The sequence below is a fragment of the Pseudomonas sp. EA_15y_Pfl1_P101 genome, from assembly GCF_963970835.1.
Classification (GTDB): Bacteria; Pseudomonadota; Gammaproteobacteria; order Pseudomonadales; family Pseudomonadaceae; genus Aquipseudomonas; species Aquipseudomonas tritici.
Genome location: NZ_CAXAPA010000003.1, coordinates 65,003 through 84,338, shown reverse-complemented (window position 1 = coordinate 84,338; position 19,336 = coordinate 65,003). Strand labels below are relative to the sequence as shown.

Annotated in this window: 19 protein-coding genes; 7 read left to right on the top strand and 12 right to left on the bottom strand. The window is 60.0% G+C overall.

The genetic code is table 11. From position 1 onward, the window contains the following. Positions 1–73: 73 nt before the first annotated feature. Both AACY36_RS05095 and AACY36_RS05090 read right to left on the bottom strand, forming a co-directional pair. Positions 74–1,033 carry a leucyl aminopeptidase gene (locus tag AACY36_RS05095; protein WP_339427471.1) on the bottom strand — a complete coding sequence of 320 codons (960 nt, stop codon included), beginning with the start codon at positions 1,031–1,033 and terminating at the stop codon, positions 74–76. Between the two features lie 73 nt (positions 1,034–1,106). Further along, positions 1,107–1,244, bottom strand: coding sequence for a hypothetical protein (locus AACY36_RS05090; RefSeq protein WP_003175756.1), 138 nt, complete (start codon positions 1,242–1,244; stop codon positions 1,107–1,109). Positions 1,245–1,881: 637 nt separating this feature from the next. On the opposite strand from AACY36_RS05090, the gene AACY36_RS05085 reads away from it, so the two are divergent. Together AACY36_RS05085 and arfB are read left to right on the top strand one after the other, a co-directional pair. Then, positions 1,882–3,303 carry an amino acid permease gene (locus AACY36_RS05085; RefSeq protein ID WP_339417148.1) on the top strand — a complete coding sequence of 474 codons (1,422 nt, stop codon included), beginning with the start codon at positions 1,882–1,884 and terminating at the stop codon, positions 3,301–3,303. A 111-nt stretch (positions 3,304–3,414) separates the two neighbouring features. Beyond that, a complete protein-coding gene (gene arfB, locus AACY36_RS05080) occupies positions 3,415–3,828 on the top strand; it encodes an alternative ribosome rescue aminoacyl-tRNA hydrolase ArfB (RefSeq protein WP_016975416.1) in 414 nt (137 codons plus the stop codon). Here the strand turns inward: arfB and AACY36_RS05075 are convergent. The 3 genes from AACY36_RS05075 to AACY36_RS05065 all read right to left on the bottom strand — a co-directional run bounded on the left by AACY36_RS05075 (position 3,825) and on the right by AACY36_RS05065 (position 5,988). Then, entirely contained in the window at positions 3,825–5,021 is a 1,197-nt protein-coding gene (locus AACY36_RS05075) for an MFS transporter (protein ID WP_339417144.1), read from the bottom strand. The two genes, arfB and AACY36_RS05075, sit on opposite strands and share 4 nt — an antisense overlap. A 105-nt stretch (positions 5,022–5,126) precedes the next feature. Beyond that, complete coding sequence (locus tag AACY36_RS05070) at positions 5,127–5,309, bottom strand: hypothetical protein (RefSeq protein WP_065873565.1); 183 nt, start codon at positions 5,307–5,309, stop codon at positions 5,127–5,129. Between the two features lie 367 nt (positions 5,310–5,676). Beyond that, positions 5,677–5,988, bottom strand: a complete 312-nt coding sequence (locus tag AACY36_RS05065) for a DUF962 domain-containing protein (protein ID WP_049711785.1) — start codon at positions 5,986–5,988, stop codon at positions 5,677–5,679. 160 nt (positions 5,989–6,148) lie between these two features. Here AACY36_RS05065 and AACY36_RS05060 point away from each other — a divergent pair, with 160 nt between their 5' ends. Then, positions 6,149–7,207 (top strand): AraC family transcriptional regulator, encoded by a 1,059-nt coding sequence (locus AACY36_RS05060; RefSeq protein ID WP_339496795.1) that lies wholly within the window; start codon positions 6,149–6,151, stop codon positions 7,205–7,207. On the opposite strand, the gene AACY36_RS05055 is transcribed toward AACY36_RS05060, so the two are convergent. The 7 genes from AACY36_RS05055 to AACY36_RS05025 form a co-directional block, all read right to left on the bottom strand. Continuing rightward, positions 7,164–8,618 (bottom strand): TrkH family potassium uptake protein, encoded by a 1,455-nt coding sequence (locus AACY36_RS05055; RefSeq protein WP_339417138.1) that lies wholly within the window; start codon positions 8,616–8,618, stop codon positions 7,164–7,166. The genes AACY36_RS05060 and AACY36_RS05055 overlap by 44 nt on opposite strands. Before the next feature lie 256 nt (positions 8,619–8,874). Next, positions 8,875–10,218 (bottom strand): imelysin family protein, encoded by a 1,344-nt coding sequence (locus AACY36_RS05050; protein ID WP_339496793.1) that lies wholly within the window; start codon positions 10,216–10,218, stop codon positions 8,875–8,877. 126 nt (positions 10,219–10,344) lie between these two features. Further along, positions 10,345–12,396 (bottom strand): putative bifunctional diguanylate cyclase/phosphodiesterase, encoded by a 2,052-nt coding sequence (locus AACY36_RS05045; RefSeq protein ID WP_339427470.1) that lies wholly within the window; start codon positions 12,394–12,396, stop codon positions 10,345–10,347. A gap of 208 nt (positions 12,397–12,604) precedes the next feature. Beyond that, positions 12,605–12,793 (bottom strand): hypothetical protein, encoded by a 189-nt coding sequence (locus AACY36_RS05040; RefSeq protein WP_049711790.1) that lies wholly within the window; start codon positions 12,791–12,793, stop codon positions 12,605–12,607. Between the two features lie 153 nt (positions 12,794–12,946). Further along, a complete protein-coding gene (locus AACY36_RS05035; protein ID WP_017125974.1) occupies positions 12,947–13,543 on the bottom strand; it encodes a superoxide dismutase in 597 nt (198 codons plus the stop codon). A 178-nt stretch (positions 13,544–13,721) separates the two neighbouring features. Next, positions 13,722–14,321, bottom strand: coding sequence for a LysE/ArgO family amino acid transporter (locus AACY36_RS05030; RefSeq protein WP_339427469.1), 600 nt, complete (start codon positions 14,319–14,321; stop codon positions 13,722–13,724). A gap of 5 nt (positions 14,322–14,326) precedes the next feature. Then, positions 14,327–14,728 (bottom strand): ACT domain-containing protein, encoded by a 402-nt coding sequence (locus AACY36_RS05025; protein ID WP_339496792.1) that lies wholly within the window; start codon positions 14,726–14,728, stop codon positions 14,327–14,329. 96 nt (positions 14,729–14,824) lie between these two features. On the opposite strand from AACY36_RS05025, the gene AACY36_RS05020 reads away from it, so the two are divergent. From AACY36_RS05020 to AACY36_RS05005, 4 genes are all read left to right on the top strand, one after another. Next, positions 14,825–15,721 (top strand): LysR family transcriptional regulator ArgP, encoded by an 897-nt coding sequence (locus tag AACY36_RS05020; protein ID WP_339417123.1) that lies wholly within the window; start codon positions 14,825–14,827, stop codon positions 15,719–15,721. Positions 15,722–15,826: 105 nt separating this feature from the next. Continuing rightward, entirely contained in the window at positions 15,827–16,825 is a 999-nt protein-coding gene (locus AACY36_RS05015; protein WP_339427468.1) for an NAD-dependent epimerase/dehydratase family protein, read from the top strand. A gap of 114 nt (positions 16,826–16,939) precedes the next feature. After that, positions 16,940–17,785 (top strand): ATPase, encoded by an 846-nt coding sequence (locus AACY36_RS05010; protein ID WP_339417119.1) that lies wholly within the window; start codon positions 16,940–16,942, stop codon positions 17,783–17,785. Between the two features lie 208 nt (positions 17,786–17,993). Continuing rightward, complete coding sequence (locus AACY36_RS05005; protein ID WP_339427467.1) at positions 17,994–19,253, top strand: D-mannose isomerase; 1,260 nt, start codon at positions 17,994–17,996, stop codon at positions 19,251–19,253. Positions 19,254–19,336 lie beyond the last annotated feature (83 nt).

Sequence of the window (19,336 nt, the reverse complement as noted above, 5' to 3'; positions counted from 1 at the left end):
AGAAACGCGCTGGCCCTCACAGGTTGGCGCTTTTTTTTGCTTGAAGCTTATAGCTTACGACGTGTAGCTGGCCCTAAAACGCAAATCTGCCATCAAAAACCGGTTTATCGTCCAGGGCCAAAGTCCCACTGGCAAAGATCAGGTCCAGGTGATGGCTGCCTTTCTGCCCACCTCCCAAGCCCAAATGCAACCCACAATGGCGCTCCTCAAACCCGGCATTGCGCGCATACAAATCCTTGACCCCTTCATTGGTACCAATCCCCAATTCCTCCACGCGCCGGTTGGACGGGTTGGCATTCAGGTACTTGTTGAAGTCATCGGCCAACCCCGGCACCTCACTGGCTACGCTGCAGACGGTCGAGTGCTCGATCCACAGCTGCAGCGGTGATTGCAGCACGCCATATTTGCGTGCAAACGGGATGGTGCTGAGAAAGGTGCCGACAAACCGCACCTGGCCATTGATGGCTTCGCTGTGGGTCGCGATCTCGCCGGGTGCGAGGTCGTGGTTGCCGATGCCGTTGATATTGGTCCACTTCTTGATGCTGCTCAGCGGCGCCTCCAGCCGCGAGCCGTGCTTGTCGGTGAAGCGCAGCACATTGGCCTGGGACATGCGCCGGATCAACGTGGCATTGAGGTCGGCAATGCGCTGTGGCTCGACGCTGAAGGTGTCGTAGAAATAGTCGCCGTAATCCTTGAACAGCAGGGATTTCTTCCAGTGCTCGGCCATCACGCCCTGCAGCGCGCGGATAAAGTCCGGGCCTTCGGCGCGTGGGTTGGGCAAGGTCGAGGAATCGTAGAAAAACAGATAGAGGTCGCAGGCTTCGATGGCTTGGGCCAGCGCGTCGCTGGCGGCCAGGTCCAGGCGCTGCACCTGGAAATTGAAACGGGCGGCGCTGCTCTGGGTGATCGCCTGGGCAATGGCGTCGTAGCGCTCGGTATGGCCCAGTAACACGGTGGGACGATTCAGGCCGCTGAGGGCCGGGTGGTGCGCGAGGTAGTAGAGAAAGTGTTCGACGGCGCGGGCCTTGTCCATGACGTGCATCCTTTTGTGCCTTGGGTAAGGGTGGCAGGTGCCGTGCACAGCACCTGCCGGATACCTGCCGATTTTAGAAAGGCCACATCGCGGTGCCGAACGGCACGACGGCATCGGCTTGCATCATTTCAACGGCGGCCTCATGGGTCGGCGCTTCAAACCAATCGTCGAGTTGCAGTTCGGTTTCCAGGTCGTTTTCCAGTGCTTGCATGGTGTAGCTCCTAGAGGACGGTGTTTGAGAACGGCTTGCCAACGGGCTGCGCTGGGCAAGTGGGATGAACCTAGGAGAGCCTGTTTCAGAATGCAAAATATTTATTGACACGGTTCCAATTGCACAATTTTTTCTATTTGGGGGCGTCTGCTTTTTTTCCATAAAAAACAGCAGGCTGATCAGGATGATTTTTAAGAAGTTCCCCGCCGCCAATTTTCCGTGAGTTCACGCTTGTAACGTAGATTTTCCGCGCTGTAACGATTAATTGACGATAAAACCGCGTGCTTGTTGAGCGGTGAAGCCCTGTAAGAAATGCCTGACAGATCGTCGCATGCACCGTTGCGGGGCGGCCTCAAGCTGTCGAGCGGTGTACAATCCGCCGCGTTTTACTGTGACGCCCTTGCGTACCCACGCAAAAGGCCAAGACCTCAGGGTTATCGACCCTGATCACTCCGCCCGGCCACGAGCCAGACGGGTTCGATTTCGTCACAGATAAAAATAAACAGGTGACGCATGACCGTTAGAAAGACGCTGTACTCCTGGTGCCTGCGCTGGGGTTTGAGCAGCGCTGCTTGAGTCGAGATTCAAGGCAGCAACGTGCATTCAACATCATCAAACCTTGCGTGAGATCCTTTTCATGAGCGGACCCCATTCCTCTTCAGGCGAGCTGAAACGCGGCTTGAAAAATCGGCATATCCAATTGATCGCCCTCGGTGGCGCCATCGGCACCGGCCTGTTCCTGGGCTCTGCCGGGGTGCTCAAATCCGCCGGCCCTTCGATGATCCTGGGTTATGCCATCTGCGGCTTCATTGCCTTCATGATCATGCGCCAGCTCGGCGAAATGATCGTTGAAGAGCCGGTCGCTGGTTCCTTCAGCCACTTTGCCCACAAGTACTGGGGCGGTTTCGCTGGCTTCCTGTCGGGCTGGAACTGCTGGCTCCTGTACATTTTGGTGGGCATGTCGGAGCTGACGGCCGTCGGCAAATACGTGCATTACTGGTGGCCGGAGATTCCGACTTGGGTCTCGGCGGCAGCGTTCTTCGTGCTGATCAACCTGATCAATCTGGCCAACGTCAAAGTCTTTGGTGAGGCTGAGTTCTGGTTCGCCATCATCAAGGTGGTGGCCATCGTCGGCATGATCGCCCTGGGCAGCTACATGCTGGTCAGCGGCAGCGGCGGGCCGCAGGCTTCGGTGACTAACTTGTGGGAGCACGGTGGGTTCTTCCCTCACGGCGTCGGCGGTTTGGTGATGGCCATGGCGATCATCATGTTCTCCTTCGGTGGCCTGGAAATGCTTGGCTTCACCGCTGCCGAAGCGGACCAGCCACGCACCGTCATCCCGAAAGCGATCAACCAAGTGATCTACCGCATCCTGATTTTCTACATCGGTGCTCTGGTCGTGCTGTTGTCGCTGACACCGTGGGACAGCCTGCTGACAACCCTCAACGCCTCCGGCGATGCCTACAGCGGCAGCCCGTTCGTGCAGGTGTTCTCGATGCTGGGCAGCAACACCGCCGCGCATATTCTTAACTTCGTGGTCCTGACGGCGGCGCTGTCGGTATACAACAGCGGCACTTACTGCAACAGCCGCATGCTGCTGGGCATGGCCGAACAGGGTGATGCGCCCAAAGCACTGGCGAAGATCGACAAGCGCGGCGTGCCAGTGCGCTCCATCCTCGCCTCGGCGGCGATCACCCTGGTGGCGGTGTTGATGAACTACCTGATCCCGCAACACGCACTGGAACTGCTGATGTCTCTGGTCGTGGCTACGCTGGTGATCAACTGGGCGATGATCAGCTTCTCCCACTTCAAGTTCCGCCAGCACATGAACCGCACCGGCCAAGTGCCGTTGTTCAAGGCGCTGTGGTACCCGTATGGCAACTATGTGTGCCTGGCGTTCGTGGTGTTTATCCTGGTGATCATGCTGATGATTCCAGGGATTCAGGTGTCGGTGTACGCGATCCCGGTGTGGGTGGCGTTTATGGCGGTGTGTTACTGGATCAAGAACAAGCGCGCTGCGCAGCCGTACCCTCACGTGGTAACGCCAGCGGCGAAGTAACCCTTTGGCGTGTTGAGCAAACCCGGACCTGCGCCGGGTTTGCTGTTTCAGGGGCAAGGGCAAGGCGCATTCGCGTATCCTTGGATACCTTCGACCGGAACCCTTTGCCCAATGCTGGTGATTTCCAACAACGTGCACCTGCCCGACGCCGAGATCGAGCTGACCGCCATTCGCGCACAAGGCGCCGGTGGGCAGAACGTGAATAAGGTGTCGAGCGCGGTGCACCTGCGTTTTGACATTCCGGCGTCGTCGCTGCCGGAGTTCTATAAGGAGCGGCTGCTGGCGCTGCGCGATAGCCGTATCACCAGCGAAGGCGTGCTGGTGCTCAAGGCCCAGCAATACCGGACCCAGGAACAGAATCGCGCGGATGCGCTGGAGCGTTTGGTGGAGTTGATTCTCAGCGCCACCAAGGTCGAGAAGAAGCGCCGCCCGACCAAGCCGACCCTGGGCTCGAAAAAGCGTCGCCTCGAATCCAAGACCAAGCGTGGCAGCATCAAGGCTGGGCGCGGCAAGGTCGACTTTTAGTCGCCGCGCGCTTCACGGGCCTTGGGTGCCTGGCGGTACAGGTACACGCTCAGTAGCAAACCACCCAGGGCGGCGAGGGCGGCGAACAGGAAGATCGACGCAAAGCCGAAGCCAGCCGCCACGGCCCCGGCGAGCGGGCCGGTGATGCCCAGCGATAAATCGATAAACAGCGAATAGGCCCCCACCGCCGAGCCACGGCTGGACGCCGGTACCAAGTTCACTGCCTCCACCCCCAACGCCGGAAACACCAGGGAAAAGCCGAAGCCACTCAACGCCGCGCCGGCCAGGGCCAGGTTGGCGTCCGGCGCCAGCCACAGCAACAGCAGCCCTAGGATTTCTACCGACAGGCAGGCAATCGCCACGCGAAAGCCGCCGATCCGGTTGATCAGGTTACCGAACAGCAAGCGCGCGCCGATGAAACTGGCGCCGAACAGGCTCAGGGCCCACACCGCGTTATCCCAGTGCTGGGTGGTGTAATACAAGGTGATAAACGTGGCGATGGTGCCAAAACCGATGGAGCCCAACGCCAGCGCGCAGCCGTGGGGCAATACCCGGCCCAGTACATTCATGAACGGCAGGCGCACGCCAGCGACGATCGGCGCTGCGACTTTGTTCCAGGCCAGCAATAAGCCGACGACCGCCAGCAGAATGATGCTGACGCCCATGCTCCACAGCCCGAAGTTTCTCACCAGCAGCACACCCATAGGTGCTCCTACGGCCAAGGCGCCATAGCTGGCGATGCCGTTCCAGGAGATGACTTTGGCGGTATTTGCCGCACCGACCCGGCCGATGCCCCAGCCGATGGCGCCCGACCCCACCAGGCTTTCAGCGCTGCCTAGGACCAGGCGGCCAATCAGCAGGCTGCAGAGGCTCACGGCAGGCACGCTTGAAAACCACGCCGCGAGCAGCATGAACACGCCGCTCAGGCCACAGCCCGCTAAACCGATCAGCACCGCACGCTTGCTGCCCAGGTTGTCGATGATTTTGCCGGCATAGGGGCGGCTCAGCAGGGTGGCCAGGTATTGCACGCTGATCACCAGGCCGGCAATCACCGCGCCGTAGCCCAGTTCACTGTGGACATAGCCTGGCAATACGGCCAGGGGAATGCCGATATTCAGGTAGCCGATAAAGGTGAACAGTACGATGGAAACAACGTGCAGCGTGACCGCCATGGGGCGCTGGGTATCTGGCATGGGGAGAGGTCCACTGTCGCAGCAGGTAAAGATAGGCTGCTAATGATACCGGTGGTTTGGCCCGCGCAGGGCGGTAAAACGCAAAAACCTCAGGTCACAAAGAACTCAGGTTTGCGCAGGGGCCAGCAATTGCGTAGTGACCAGGGCGGCCAGCGCGTTTTCCTGGGTGCCGAAGCGCTTGAGCAGCACGGCTTGTTTGTCTGCGCTGAGGCGGTTCCAGACCTCGACCATCTGCAGGGCAGCATCGAGTACGGCGGTGTCCGGGGGAGTGGGGGAGGAGTCAGTCATGGCAGGTATCTCGGATGATTCAGGCAGTGTGGAAAGCGCTCAAAGCTGCGCTTTCCACACGGTCTGGTACGGCGTCAGTCCTGGCTTTTGCTGTCGACTGGTTTTGCTTCTCTGGCCTCAGGCTGCTTGTCGCTGGCCTGCTGCGGTGTTGGCTGCTCTGTAGGGTGCAGGCTTGGGAAGGGGAGATTAGGTATCTCGTGCATTGTCGTCGCTCCTCGCAAGGTCTGTTTTTTCAATCGCAGGTGATTCCGCGCTCTCAAAAAGCCTTGGCAGGATACAGCACTGTAAATGACAAATAGACTTTTATCTCGACGAATAGGTAACCCTTGATCCTGCAAACGCAAGTGACATGGGGTCACACTTACCTTTAGAAAGGCACTTTGCCCAGGATCATGTCGCGATACATCACAAAATCCCCGAGCAAGCTGTAGAACGGGTGCTGAAACGTCGCCGGGCGGTTTTTTTCGAAGAAGAAGTGACCGATCCACGCAAAGCTGTAGCCAGCAATCGGCACGGCAATCAGTAGGCCCAGCGAGCCTCTGCCGATGGCGTACGCCAAAATCCCGATCACCAGCGTGGTGCCGATAAAATGCAGGCGCCGGCACGTGCTGTTGCCGTGCTCGCTCAGGTAATAAGGGTAGAACTCAGCGAAGCTATTGAATTGCTTGACGTTTTCCACAGTGACCGGCCCTTTGATTGTTATGCCGCCCAACAGGTGTTCGGCGGGGAGCTTATTTAAGTCTAGAGTGATCAGTGGTAACGGCCAGTGACAATAGATGCCACTTTAGTATCCTTGGCTTCCTGGCTGCCATTTGAACCTGCTTTTTTAAGAAGACGCCATGAGCGAACGAACAACTTCTGCAAGCTGGGCGATGGGGATCGTCAAGGCATTGGAAATGGACGGCTTGGATTGCCGCGCCTTGTTCAAGCAGCTCGGCCTGGACTACGCCGCCCTGAATGACCCCGATGCGCGGTTTCCGCAAGACTCCATGACGCGCCTGTGGCAACGGGCGGTAGCGCTTTCAGGCAACCCGGCGATCGGCCTGAACATGGGTAAAGTGGTGCGCCCGGCGTCGTTTCATGTGGCTGGCTATGCACTGATGTCCAGCAATACCCTTGCCGAGGGCTTTATGCGCCTGGTGCGCTACCAGCGCATCATCGCCGAAAGTGCAGACCTGAGTTTCCGACTGATCCCCGAAGGTTATGCGCTGATTCTGACGGTGCATGGCGATCACCTGCCGCCCACCCGGCAAAGCGCCGAAGCTTCGCTGGCCAGCGCCTTGGCCCTGTGCGGTTGGCTGACCGGTCGTACCCTGCAGCCGCGCAAGGTGGTGTTGCAAGGTGATCAGCCGGCGGACCTGTCGCCCTACAAACAAGCCTTCCATGCGCCTTTGGAATTCAACGCGCCCTATGACGCGCTGATTTTCGAGCGGGCCGACATGGACGCGCAGTTGCCCACGGCCAACGAGGCCATGGCGCTGCTGCATGATCGATTTGCCGGCGAATACCTGGCGCGTTTTTCGGAGAGCCGCGTGACCCACAAGGCACGGCAGGTGTTGTGCCGGCTGTTGCCCCAGGGTGAGCCCAAACGAGAAGTGGTGGCCCAGACGTTGCACCTTTCCCAGCGCACCTTGCAGCGGCGTCTACAGGAGGAGGGCACCAGCTTCCAGACCCTGCTCGATGACACCCGCCGCGAATTGGCCGAGCAGTACCTGGCGCAGCCCAGCATGACGTTATTGGAAATCGCCTACCTGTTGGGTTTTGCCGACCCGAGCAACTTCTTTCGCGCGTTTCGTCGTTGGTTCGACGCCACGCCCGGCGAATACCGGGCGCGGTTGCTGGAAGCGTCGGCCATCAGTGGCGCCAAAACGCCGGAATGCACAGAACAAAGACCGTAATGATCTCCAGTCGGCCCAGCAGCATGCCGAGTGACAGGATCCACTTGGCCGCATCCGGCAGGCTGGCGAAGTTACCCGCAGGGCCAATGGTTTCGCCAAGGCCAGGGCCGACGCCGGAGACGGTACTGGCTGCGCCGGTCAAGGCGGTCATCCAGTCCAGGCCCAGAAGCGACAAGGCCAGGGCGATGGCGCAGATGGTAATGGCGAAGAAAAACGAGAACGTCAGGATCGAACGCACGATCTCTTCGTCAAGGCGATGGCCGTTGTACTTCTGCTTGATCACCGCGCGCGGGTGAATCAGTTGGTTCAAGTTGGCCTTGAGCAGGATATAGGCGACCTGAAAGCGGAAGATCTTGATCCCACCCGCCGTAGAGCCTGAACAACCACCGATAAAGCCCAGGTAAAAGAACAGCATCAGTGAGAAGTTGCCCCACAGGCTGTAGTCCCCCAATGCAAAACCCGTGGTGGTGACCACCGAGGTCACGTTCAACGCCACATGACGCAAGGCTTCCAGCCAATGCAGGTTGGTGGTCCACCAGTACCAGGTGCCCAGTACCAGCCAGGTCACGATCAACAAACCGAGCAAACCCTGCACTTGCTGATCCTTGATCAACGCCTTGCGGTTGCCACGCAAGGTGGCCACATAGAGCGTGAACGGCAAGCTGCCGAGGATCATCACCACCACCGCCACCCAGTGCACGGCAGGTTGTTTCCAGTGGGCCAGGGACTCATCCGAAGTGGAGAAGCCCCCGGTGGAAATCGCCGACATCGCGTGGTTGATCGCATCGAACAGGCCCATCCCGGCCCACCAGAACGCCAGGCTGCCGAGGATGGTGATGCCGACGTAGGCCGCCACGATCAGCCGCGCCACCATGTGCGAGCGGGGCATGACCTTTTCCGAGCGGTCCGAGGATTCGGTCTGGAACAGGCGCATGCCACCAATGCGCAGCAGTGGCAGGATCGCCACCGCCATGCCGATAAAGCCGATGCCACCCAGCCAGTGCAGCAGCGAGCGCCAGATCAGGATGCCTGGCGACATGGCGTCCAGGCCGCTCAACACGGTGGAGCCGGTGGCGGTGATACCGGACATGCTTTCAAAAAACGAGTCGGTGTAGCTGATGTGTTGGGTCAACAGAAACGGCAACGCCGCAAAGATGCACACCACCACCCAGCTTGTCACTGTGAGTAGGTACATGTCCCGCGGGCGCAGGTGCACATGCTCGGGGCGACCTGGAATCACCAGGGCCAGGCCGGCAAGAAAGGTGATCATGCTGGCCCACAGGAAAGAGGGCAGGTCACTGGTGCGTTCGAAGATCACCAGGGTCGCCATTGGCACGACCATGGCGATCGCGAGGGTGATCAGGAAGATGCCGATGATGAAACCGATAATGCGTAGGGTCGGCAACGCCATGAAGTGAGCTCGGGGTTATTGGGCAGAGGCGCCATTCTACCTGCGGTGCAGGTCTTGTAAACCGGGGCTTGGAAGCGATGTAAGTCGAATGTGGTGCTTGCTCGCGAATGCGCAGTGTCAGTCAACGGATTCACTTGCTGATCCACCGCATTCGCGAGCAAGCCCGCACACATTGGTTTTGTGGCGCCTGATTGATTGTCGACAGGCGCATACAAAAAAGGCGACCCAAAGGCCGCCTTTTCCAATTCGCTACTGATCAGAACTCGTGATCAGCGCTGTCCGGGTTCAAGTCGCTGATGCCCAGCTTGCCTGCCGCCGCTTCGATCGAACCGGTCTGCTTGACCAGCGCAGCGATGGCGTCACGCACGACCTGGTTGCCCGCATCGTTACCGGCAGCGATCAACTGGTCGTAGTGCTCACCCTTGTTGGCGTGGTCAACCATGACCTGGATCTTCGCTTCGGTGGCTGCCAGCTCCGCTTTCAGCGCGGTATCGGCAGCTGGATCGGCCTTGGCCACCAGGGATGACAGGCTGGCGCCGGTCATTTTGGTGCCGTCAACGCGGGTGTACTCGCCCAGGTAGACGTTGCGGATACCCTTGGCGTCATAGAAGTGCGAGTTGTGGGTGTTGTCGCTGAAGCAGTCTTGCTCGTCTTCCGGCGAGTTGGCTTCCAGGGAAACCTTCATGCGCTCACCGGCCAGTTCGCCGAGGGACAGGCTGCCCATGCCGAACAGCATCTTGCGCACGCCGTCGGTGGCAGGTTCTGCCTCCAGGGTGGCGCGGTAGTTGTCTTCGACGTTTGGTTTCCAGTTGCCGACCATTTCTTCCAGGTCGCTGACCAGCAGTTGAGTCACAGCGCTCAGGTAGGCACGGCGACGCTCGTTGTGGCCGCCTGTAGCGCCGTCGCCGGTCAGGTAGTCCGACGCAGGACGGTTGCCGGCGCCTGGGCCGGTGCCGTTCAGGTCTTGGCCCCAGAGCAGGAATTCGATGGCGTGGTAACCGGTGGCGACGTTGGCCTCGGAACCGCCCAGCTCATTGAGGCTGGCGAGTTTTTCCGGGGTGATGTCCTTCACGTCGACCTTGTCTTCGCCGACCTGGATCTCGGTATTGGCGATGATGTTGGCAGTGGCGCCTGGGTTACCCAAGGCGTGTTCGTAGGACTTGTCGGTGTAGTCGATCAGGCCTTCGTCGAGCGGCCATGCGTTCACGTGGCCTTCCCAGTCGTCGATGATGGTGTTGCCGAAGCGGAACACTTCGCTTTGCAGGTACGGAACGCGGGCGGCGACCCAGGCGGTACGCGCGGCTTTCAGGGTTTCGTCGTTCGGCTTGGCGAGAAACGCGTCGATCGCAGTTTGCAGGGTTTTAGCGGTGGACTCGGCGTCACTGTAGACCGCAAACACCATGTCTGCGTAATGCGCGACCACGGCCTTGGCGGCGGCTTCGTCGATCTGACCGGCAGGGGTGGCAGCGGCTGGAGCGGTGGTGCTGGTAGCCGGGGTCGGCGCCTGGTTTGCAGGGGCCTTGTCTTTACCTTCGCCGCAACCGGCGAGAGAAATGGCAATGGCCAGTAGACTGGCGGTGGCCAGGGGCATACGAATCATGGCGAACATCCTGCTTCGGTTGTTGAGAGGGCGCGCGGGGGCGCGCAAAGCTGCGACATAATGCGAAAGATTTGCATTTTGTGTAAAGGGTTATACGCGGGAAATATTTAGTATCATCTTGCCAGGTCAGAGAATGGCGGCGTTATTGCGCTCCGATTGCTTCAAAAAAGCCGCCAGCTCTCGGGCCTGCAAGGGCTTGCTGTAGTGGTAACCCTGACCCTCATGGCAGCCTTCGGAGATGATGTAAGCCTCCTGCTCAGCGGTTTCCACGCCTTCGGCGATCACCTGCATGCCCAGGCTTTTGCCCAACTGGATGATCGCGCGCACGATGGTGGCGTCGTCGTCATCGTCCAGCAGGTCCTGGACGAAGCTCTTGTCTATCTTGATCTTGTCCAAGGGCAGGCTTTTCAAGTAGCTGAGGGATGAGTAGCCGGTGCCGAAGTCATCAATCGCGATCAACGCCCCGGACCGGCGCAGGCTCAGCAGGTGCTGGGCGGCGGTGCTGATGTCTTCCATCAAGCCGGTTTCCGTGACTTCCAGTTCCAGGCTGCGCGGCGGCAAGCGGTAGATTTGCATCAGGTTATTGACCACCCGCGGCAACTCGGTGTGGTGCAACTGCACGGTGGACAGGTTGACCGCCATGCGCAGGTCGGTAAAGCCAAGGTCGTGCCATTCGCGCAATTGGCGGCAGGCTTGGTCGAGTACCCATTCGCCTATCGGGATAATCGTGCCGTTTTGCTCTGCCAGCGGGATAAACAGGTCCGGCGGGACCAGGCCGTGTTCCGGGTGCTGCCAGCGCAGCAGGGCTTCCACGCCCACTACACGGTGGTCGCGGTAACTGATCTGCGGCTGGTACACCAAGTAGAATTGATTGCGGCTGAGGGCGTCGCGCAGGTCCTTTTCCAGCTCCCGGCGGCGGCGCATCTCACTGTCGACGCTGGCGATATAGAACTGATAGCGGTTGCGCGAGCGGGTCTTGGCCAGGGTCATGGTCTGTTCGGCTTTTTGCAGCAGCTTTTCAGTGCTGTCGCCGTCTTCCGGGAATAAGGTGATGCCGATGGTGGCGCGCAGTCGAATCTGTTCGTGATCGAGGACGAAGTCTGCTTCCAGGTCATCAAGGATGCTTTGCGCCAGCTCGGCGGCTTCGTAAGGCTGTTCGATATCGGCTTGGACCAGCGCGAACTGATCTCCGCCCAGACGGGCCAGGGTGCCGAGGCGCCCACTGTGCGCGCGTAAACGGTCTGCCAGCGCCAGCAGCAGTTTGTCGCCGGCTTGATAGGTGAACTGTTCGTTGACGCTTTTGAAATCATCCAGCCCCACGCACAACACTGCTACGCGCCGTTGTCGGCGGCCTGCGTCAATAAGGATCTTGTCCAGTTGCTCCTGCAGTTTCTGGCGGTTCGGTAAACCGGTCAGGAAGTCGTACTGGGCCATGCGCAGCAGGCTGGTTTCGGCTTCATGGCGCAGGTGGGTGTTGCGCTCGATTGACTCGAGCAGCTGGTTGGCGGTATTGATCCACAGCCCCAATTCGTTGCGTTCGTGACCCTTGAGCTGCGGGATCTTGTGTTTGCTGGGCCGGTCCGGGTTGATCGACGTCAGGTGTTCGATAATCCGCGACAGCGGCTTGGTCAGCAGCCAGTGATAAACCAGGTAGAGCACCAGGCCCATGGCGAGGGCGCGCAATACACCGGAAATAAAAATGATCACCGAATTGACGATAAATCCCTGGCCATAGGTGGCCGTGTCGAGGGTGATACTCAGGTCACCGTAATACTCGCTGTAGGGGCCTTTGCCGACCAGGGGCTTGGTAAACGTGCGTTCCTGGCCAAGAATCAGGTCGGTCAACCAGCGGCTGGGGGCGTGCTGCAAAGTGCGGCTCTTCTCGGCCAGCATGGTTTCGTTGGGGTGGCCGATGGACGCCATGCGCACCGCGTCATCCTGGAACAGGCCCTCAATCACTTGCATGCCCATTTCGCGGTCCAGGCTGTAGATGGCCTGGGTCGAGGGGTCGCGAAACATGTCGAGGATGCGCTGGGCATCGCTGACGACGGCCTGACGCGTCTTGTAGGCATCGTAAACGATCTGCGCCACGCTCAGTGATACGCCCACAATCAATGCCGACAGCAGCACAACCCGTAGCAACTTCACGGACAAGCTGTTCTTGAGTTCCAGCTTCAAAGGGGCATTCCTTGTCTCATGCGGGTGGCCTTCAATATGCCATGAGTATTGGCAATCCCGTGAGGGCAGTCAAAGGAACATTAGGGCCGCAGACGTCTTGATGCGGGATACGCAGAAAAAACCAGAAAAAAACGGCGGATTTACTCCGCCGTCTGGGTGCTCGACTCACCTGTGGTCAGGTCAATGCCCTTCCAGGCCGTGAGCGTATTCACTGATACGCGGAAATCTCGATCTTTGGCGGCGGTGGCGGCATCATGTCTTCGCCTGGCCGGCCGGGTGCATTGGCACCACCGCCTTCACCGCCCCCTCCACCACCCGCACCACCGGCGAGGCCTTTCATCAGCCCGCTGATGAGTTGCATCGCCATCTGCCCACCTGCTTTTCCGATTTCTTCCATTGTGACTCTCCAGAAGCATGTGAGAGGGTTATTCCTCTCACTGCGTAGGTGGCACATTCCTTTGTGCGGGTTCCACGATTCCGGGCAAGTCGCTGATGCTGAGCGCACAAAAAAGCCCGGCAATCGCCGGGCTCTTTCTACTGCAAGCGTTGCTTAGGCAGTGAAGGTCTTGCCTTCGAACTGCTCAGCCACGAACTTCCAGTTGACCAGGTTCCAGAACGCTTCCACGTACTTTGGACGCACGTTGCGGTAGTCGATGTAGTAGGCGTGTTCCCATACGTCGCAGGTCAGCAGCGGGGTGTCGCCGCTGGTCAGCGGGTTGCCGGCGCCGATGGTGCTGGCCAGGGCCAGGGAACCGTCAGCCTTTTTTACCAGCCAGCCCCAACCGGAACCGAAGGTGCCGACAGACGTCTTGGTGAACTCTTCCTTGAACTTGTCGAACGAACCAAACGCAGCGTTGATGGCTTCAGCCAGCGCGCCGGTAGGTTGGCCGCCGGCGTTTGGCGCCAGGCAGTTCCAGTAGAAGGTGTGGTTCCAGACCTGAGCGGCGTTGTTGAAGATGCCGCCCGAAGAGGATTTAACGATCTCTTCCAGGGTCTTGCCTTCGAACTCGGTGCCTGGCACCAGGTTGTTCAGGTTCACGACATAGGTGTTGTGGTGCTTGTCGTGGTGAAATTCCAAGGTTTCCTTGGAGATGTGCGGCTGCAGGGCATCGTGTGCGTAGGGCAGCGGCGGCAATTCGAAAGCCATGATGATTCTCCTAATCAGGTCAGTTGCGGTGAGCGCAAGGCCGATCACGGGCGGCCAAACAAGCGCCGGGGAGTTTGTACTCTTTGCGGCGCCGGGTCCGGATCATAGCACCGGGGGTGCGGCAAAACCACGCAACAACTGTGTGGGATAGAGGTTCCAGAGCGTTTTGGAATATTCCTCAGGCGCTGATCAATTGGTAGGCCACGCTGAACATCATCAGCGCTACCAACAGGTCCAGCAGGCGCCAGGTGGCGGGGCGCGCCAGCCAGGGGGCCAGCCAGGCCGCGCCGAGTGCCAAAGTCGCGAACCACAGGAGCGAGGCGCTGGCGGCACCGGCCACATAGGCGCCGGGTTCGGTTTGCTGCGCGCCGAGAGAGCCGATCAGCAATACAGTGTCCAAGTACACGTGAGGGTTGAGCAGTGTCACCGCCAAGGCACTGAGCAACACGGCGCGCAAGGACCGCACCTTCAGGTCGTCGCCTTGTTCCATTCGCTGTTTTGAACAGGCCCGACGCAGTGCGCAAGCCCCGTACCAGATCAGGAAAGCTGCGCCGCCCCAGCGCGCAATCGCCAGCAGTAAAGGGCTTTGTGCCAGCACTGTGGCCAGGCCAAACACCCCGGCAGCCACCAGCAGGGCATCGCAGATCACACACAACGCCGCGACCGGCACGTGATGCTCGCGACGCAGGCTTTGCGCCAATACAAAGGCATTCTGGGAACCGATGGCCATGATCAGGCCGAACGCGACCAGCAGGCCATTCAGATAACTTTGCCACATAGGGTTTACTCCGCGTCCGCTGCCAATTGCCGCAAAACGTGCAGGGCGCGCTCGGCGTCGGCACGCCCGACAAACAGGTGGTCGTGGTAATAGCCGGCAATCACATTGCAACTGATGCCGGCCTTGCCCAGTGCGCTGGCGAAGGCGGCGGTCAAGCCCACGGCTTCCAGGGCCGAGTGCACATTCAAGGTGATCCACGCGGCAACGTAGTCAAAGGCCAAGCCCGCCTGTTCCGCCTGCTGGCGTTCAACGATCAGGGTCAGGCCTTCCTGCTCGCGAAAGCTGCCGATCACCTCGCAACCGGCAGGGACACGGTGATCGGGCAGGGTGCAGAACACGTAGTCACCCTCATTGAGATGGGGGCTCATGCTGCGCAGCAAGGTTGCCAGGGCGGTTTCGCCAGTCATGGGAGGTTCCTTATAGAGAGAAGCGATGCTGGCTATTCTCTTGGCATAGGCTGTATAAGAAAAACAAATATTACTGATCGCTCATTAGAGAAACTGATGTTCGACTATAAATTGCTTTCTGCCCTGGCGGCGGTGGTGGAACAGGCTGGCTTCGAGCGCGCCGCGCAAGTGTTGGGGCTCTCGCAATCGGCGATCTCCCAGCGCATCAAGTTGCTCGAGGCGCGCATCGGCCAGCCGGTCCTGGTGCGGGCCACGCCGCCGACGCCTACCGAGATCGGCCGTCGCCTGCTCAACCATGTGCAACAGGTGCGACTGTTGGAGCGCGACCTGCAAAGTCAGGTGCCGGCACTGGACGAGGAAGGCATGCCTGAGCGTCTGCGCATCGCGTTAAACGCCGATAGCCTGGCCACCTGGTGGGCCGAGGCCGTCAGCGATTTTTGCGCCGAACAACATTTGCTGCTGGATTTGGTGGTGGAAGACCAGACCGTGGGCCTCAAACGCATGCGTGCTGGCGAAGTGGCCGCCTGCATCTGCGCCAGCGAGCGCCCGGTTGCAGGGGCACGCAGCCTGTTGCTGGGCGCTATGCGCTACCGGGCGCTGGCGAGCCCGGCTTTTATAACCCGGCACTTTCCGCATGGCGTACGCGCTGATCAACTGGCGCGCACCCCCGCACTGGTGTTCGGCCCGGATGATTTCCTGCAACACCGTTACCTGGCGTCCCTCGGCGTGGACGGTGGTTTCGAGCACCATTTGTGCCCATCGTCCGAAGGCTTCATCCGTTTGACAGAAGCAGGCCTGGGCTGGGGGTTGGTGCCGGAATTGCAGGTGCGCGACCAACTGGAAAAGGGCGTATTGGTCGAGTTATTGCCAGATAAGCCCATCGACGTGCCGTTGTACTGGCATCATTGGCGCAGTGGCGGGCAACTGCTGGGCTTGTTGACCGATCACCTGGCCCAGGCATGTGGCCAATGGTTGGTGCCCTATCAGCAGTGACAAGCGTCAAGCTGCAAGCTGCAAGCTGCAAGAGAAGAGCTTGCAGATCGTATTTAATTTGCGGCTTATAGCTTGAAGCTTGCAGCTGCATCCGTAGGAGGCTCCATGAAAGTTCTGGTCACCGGCGCAAGCGGCTTCATTGGCGGGCGCTTTGCGCGTTTCGCCTTGGAGCAGGGCCTGGACGTGCGGGTCAACGGGCGGCGCGCCGAAGGTGTGGAACACCTGGTGAGGCGCGGCGCTGAGTTTATCCAGGGTGATCTGAATGACGCCGACCTGGTGCGCGGTCTGTGCCGCGATGTCGAAGCCGTGGTGCATTGCGCTGGCGCTGTCGGGCTGTGGGGGCGCTATCAGGACTTTCACCAGGGCAACGTGCTGGTCACTGAGAACGTGGTCGAGGCCTGCCTCAAGCAACGGGTCGGCCGACTGGTGCACCTGTCGTCGCCATCGATTTACTTTGACGGCCGCGACCACCTGGGCCTGACTGAAGAGCAAGTCCCCAAGCGCTTCAAACATCCCTATGCCGCCACCAAATACCTGGCGGAACAAAAGGTATTTGGCGCCCAGGAGTTCGGCCTCGAAGTGCTGGCCCTGCGCCCGCGCTTCGTTACTGGCGCCGGCGACATGAGCATCTTCCCACGCCTGCTGAAAATGCAGCGCAAGAACCGCCTGGCTATCGTCGGCGACGGCCTGAACAAGGTCGATTTCACCAGCGTGCACAACCTCAACGAAGCGCTGCTCAGCAGCCTGCTCGCTACCGGTTCAGCGCTAGGCAAGACCTACAACATCAGCAACGGCACGCCGGTGCCGGTGTGGGATGTGGTGAACTACGTGATGCGCCAAATGGAGTTGCCGCAGGTAACGCGGTATCGGTCCTACGGTTTGTCCTACAGCGTAGCGGCCCTCAACGAAGCCTTCTGCGCAATGTGGCCAGGGCGTCCGGAGCCAGCATTGTCACGCCTGGGCATGCAAGTCATGAACAAAGATTTCACGTTAGACATCAGCCGCGCCAGGCATTATCTGGACTACGAGCCCAAGGTCAGCCTGTGGACCGCCCTCGACGAGTTCTGCAGTTGGTGGAAGGCCCAGGACCCAGGGTTCAAGTAAGCACACAACAGGCAATACTTCGGGAACCGAATCTGGCATTCCAGGTCGATCAGTGCGCCGGGAAGGCGGTTTATACTCCCGTCGCTCGCCACTTCACCGATTCAGGGTTGATTCATGCGCAACGATGCTAAAGACGACTTCGACAACGTTCCCAGCCTGCGGGCCGATGTCGGGGATGACGATGATTTCGAACCTACCCCGGCCACCTCGGTGCGTTCGCGCAACACTAAGGTCGTCAAGGTCAAGAGCGCCAGCACTGGCCCGTTGTGGGCTTTGATCGGCGCTTTGCTGATCGCTTTTGCGGGCCTGGCCTGGTGGAGCTTCCAGCAGATTTCCCTGATGGGCCAGCAATTGGTTGCCACCCAGGAAAGTTTTGCGCGCATCAGCGAAGAAGCGGCGGGGCGTCTGCAAGATATTTCCGGCAAGGTGGTGGCCAGTGAAGCGAGCGTCAACAACGGTAGCGAAGCGTTGAAACTGCAGATCAAGCAACTCGAAAGCCAGTTGCTGGAGCAGGGAAGACAGCAGGTCGGCGTGGCCGGCCGGGCCACCGAGTTGGATAAGCGCCTGGCGCAAATGACAGCCAGCACCACTGAACTGTCTAACGCCAACAGCAAGCTGCAAGGCCAGGTCCAGGCCCTGACCGACGCCGTGGCGACGCTTAAGGCGGCGCAAGGCGACGCAGGTAAGCGTGATGCCGAAATCAAGGAGCTTTCCGCTGACGTGGCCGCGTTGAAGAAGCAGGGCAACCCAAGTGCGGCCATCGCCCGCATCGAGCAGGACCTGGTAGTGCTCAAAAGCGCGCAGGATAACCAGCCGGTCAATAGCGATGCGCCTACGAATAAAGAGTTCGACGTGTTCCGCATCCAGACCACGCGTAACATCACCACCTTGCAGAGCCAGGTGCGGAACCTGCAGCAACAGCTCAACGCGCCGGCGAAGATCACCCCGCGCGGCCAGTGACCGTTGCTGAGATAACACGGGTGTAAACCGATTTAAATGGGGGAGCGAGCACGCCCACTCCCCCATTCGAGTTGCAGCCAAGCGCTCGATAATGGTCGCTTGCAACATTGTCACCAGTCGGTGACATTTCCCATCCCCTTCGTTACTTGCCCCCGCCGCGCCCTTGTTTAGACTCCGGTCATCCCACAAAAAATAATAAGGGCCACCCATGACCACGCAACCACTGCCTGCCAGCAGTTGGCTGAACGCGCCTGCCCATCGCGCTTGGCTCGCCGCTGAAGGCCAGCGCCTGCTGGCATTCGCCAAGGCATCTCGACTGCCCGATGGTTTCGGCAACCTTGACGACAAAGGCCAGCTGCCAGCCGATGCCCAAGCCGAAACCATGAACACCGCCCGCATGACCCACAGTTTCGCCATGGCTCATGCCTTGGGCTTGCCTGGGTATGCCGAGCTGGTCGCACACGGTGTTGCGGCCCTCAGTGGCCCGCTGCGGGACGCTGAGCACGGAGGCTGGTTCGCCGCCCCCCACGCCCTCGATGGCAACCGTGGCAAGGCTGCTTACCTGCACGCCTTCGTCGCCCTGGCCGCGAGCTCGGCGGTGGTGGCCGGCGCTCCCGGCGCACAAAACCTGTTGAACGACGCCATCCATATCATCGACCAGTTTTTCTGGAGCGAGGAGGAGGGCGTGATGCTCGAGTCGTTCGCCCAAGACTGGAGCGGCATCGAAGCCTATCGCGGCGCCAACAGCAACATGCACGCCACCGAAGCCTTTCTCGCCCTGGCCGATGTCACCGGCGATACACGCTGGCTGGACCGCGCGATGCGGATCGTCGAGCGGGTGATCCACACCCACGCCGCCGGCAACCAGTACATGGTGATCGAGCATTTCGACGCGCACTGGCAACCGCTGCTCGGTTACAACGAAGACAACCCCGCAGACGGCTTCCGGCCCTACGGCATCACCCCCGGCCACGGTTTTGAATGGGCACGGTTGGTGCTGCATTTGGAAGCGGCACGCCTGCAAGCCGGGTTGGCCACGCCGGACTGGTTGGTGAACGACGCCAAGGGCCTGTTCGCCAGCGCCTGCGAATATGCCTGGTCCGTGGATGGCGCCCCCGGCATCGTCTACACCCTGGACTGGACCTACCGACCGGTGGTGCACGAGCGCTTGCATTGGACCCACGCCGAAGCCAGCGCCGCTGCCCAAGCCTTGCTCAAGCGTACCGGCGAGTTGCACTACGAAACGTGGTACCGGCGCTTCTGGGAGTTTTGCGAGGCTCACTTTATCGACCGTACCCACGGCAGCTGGCACCACGAACTCAGCCCCCATAACACGCCCAGCAGCAACATCTGGGGCGGCAAGCCAGACCTGTACCATGCCTGGCAAGCGGTATTGCTGCCTGCGCTGCCGTTAGCGCCAAGCATGGCCAGTGCAATAGGGGCTGGGCGTTATGTCACCAATTGGTGACATTTGGGCGTCCCTTTGTTACCTGCGCCTCAAAAATCCATGTTTAAACTCCGTGCAGCGCAAGCTTAAGACTTGCATGCATA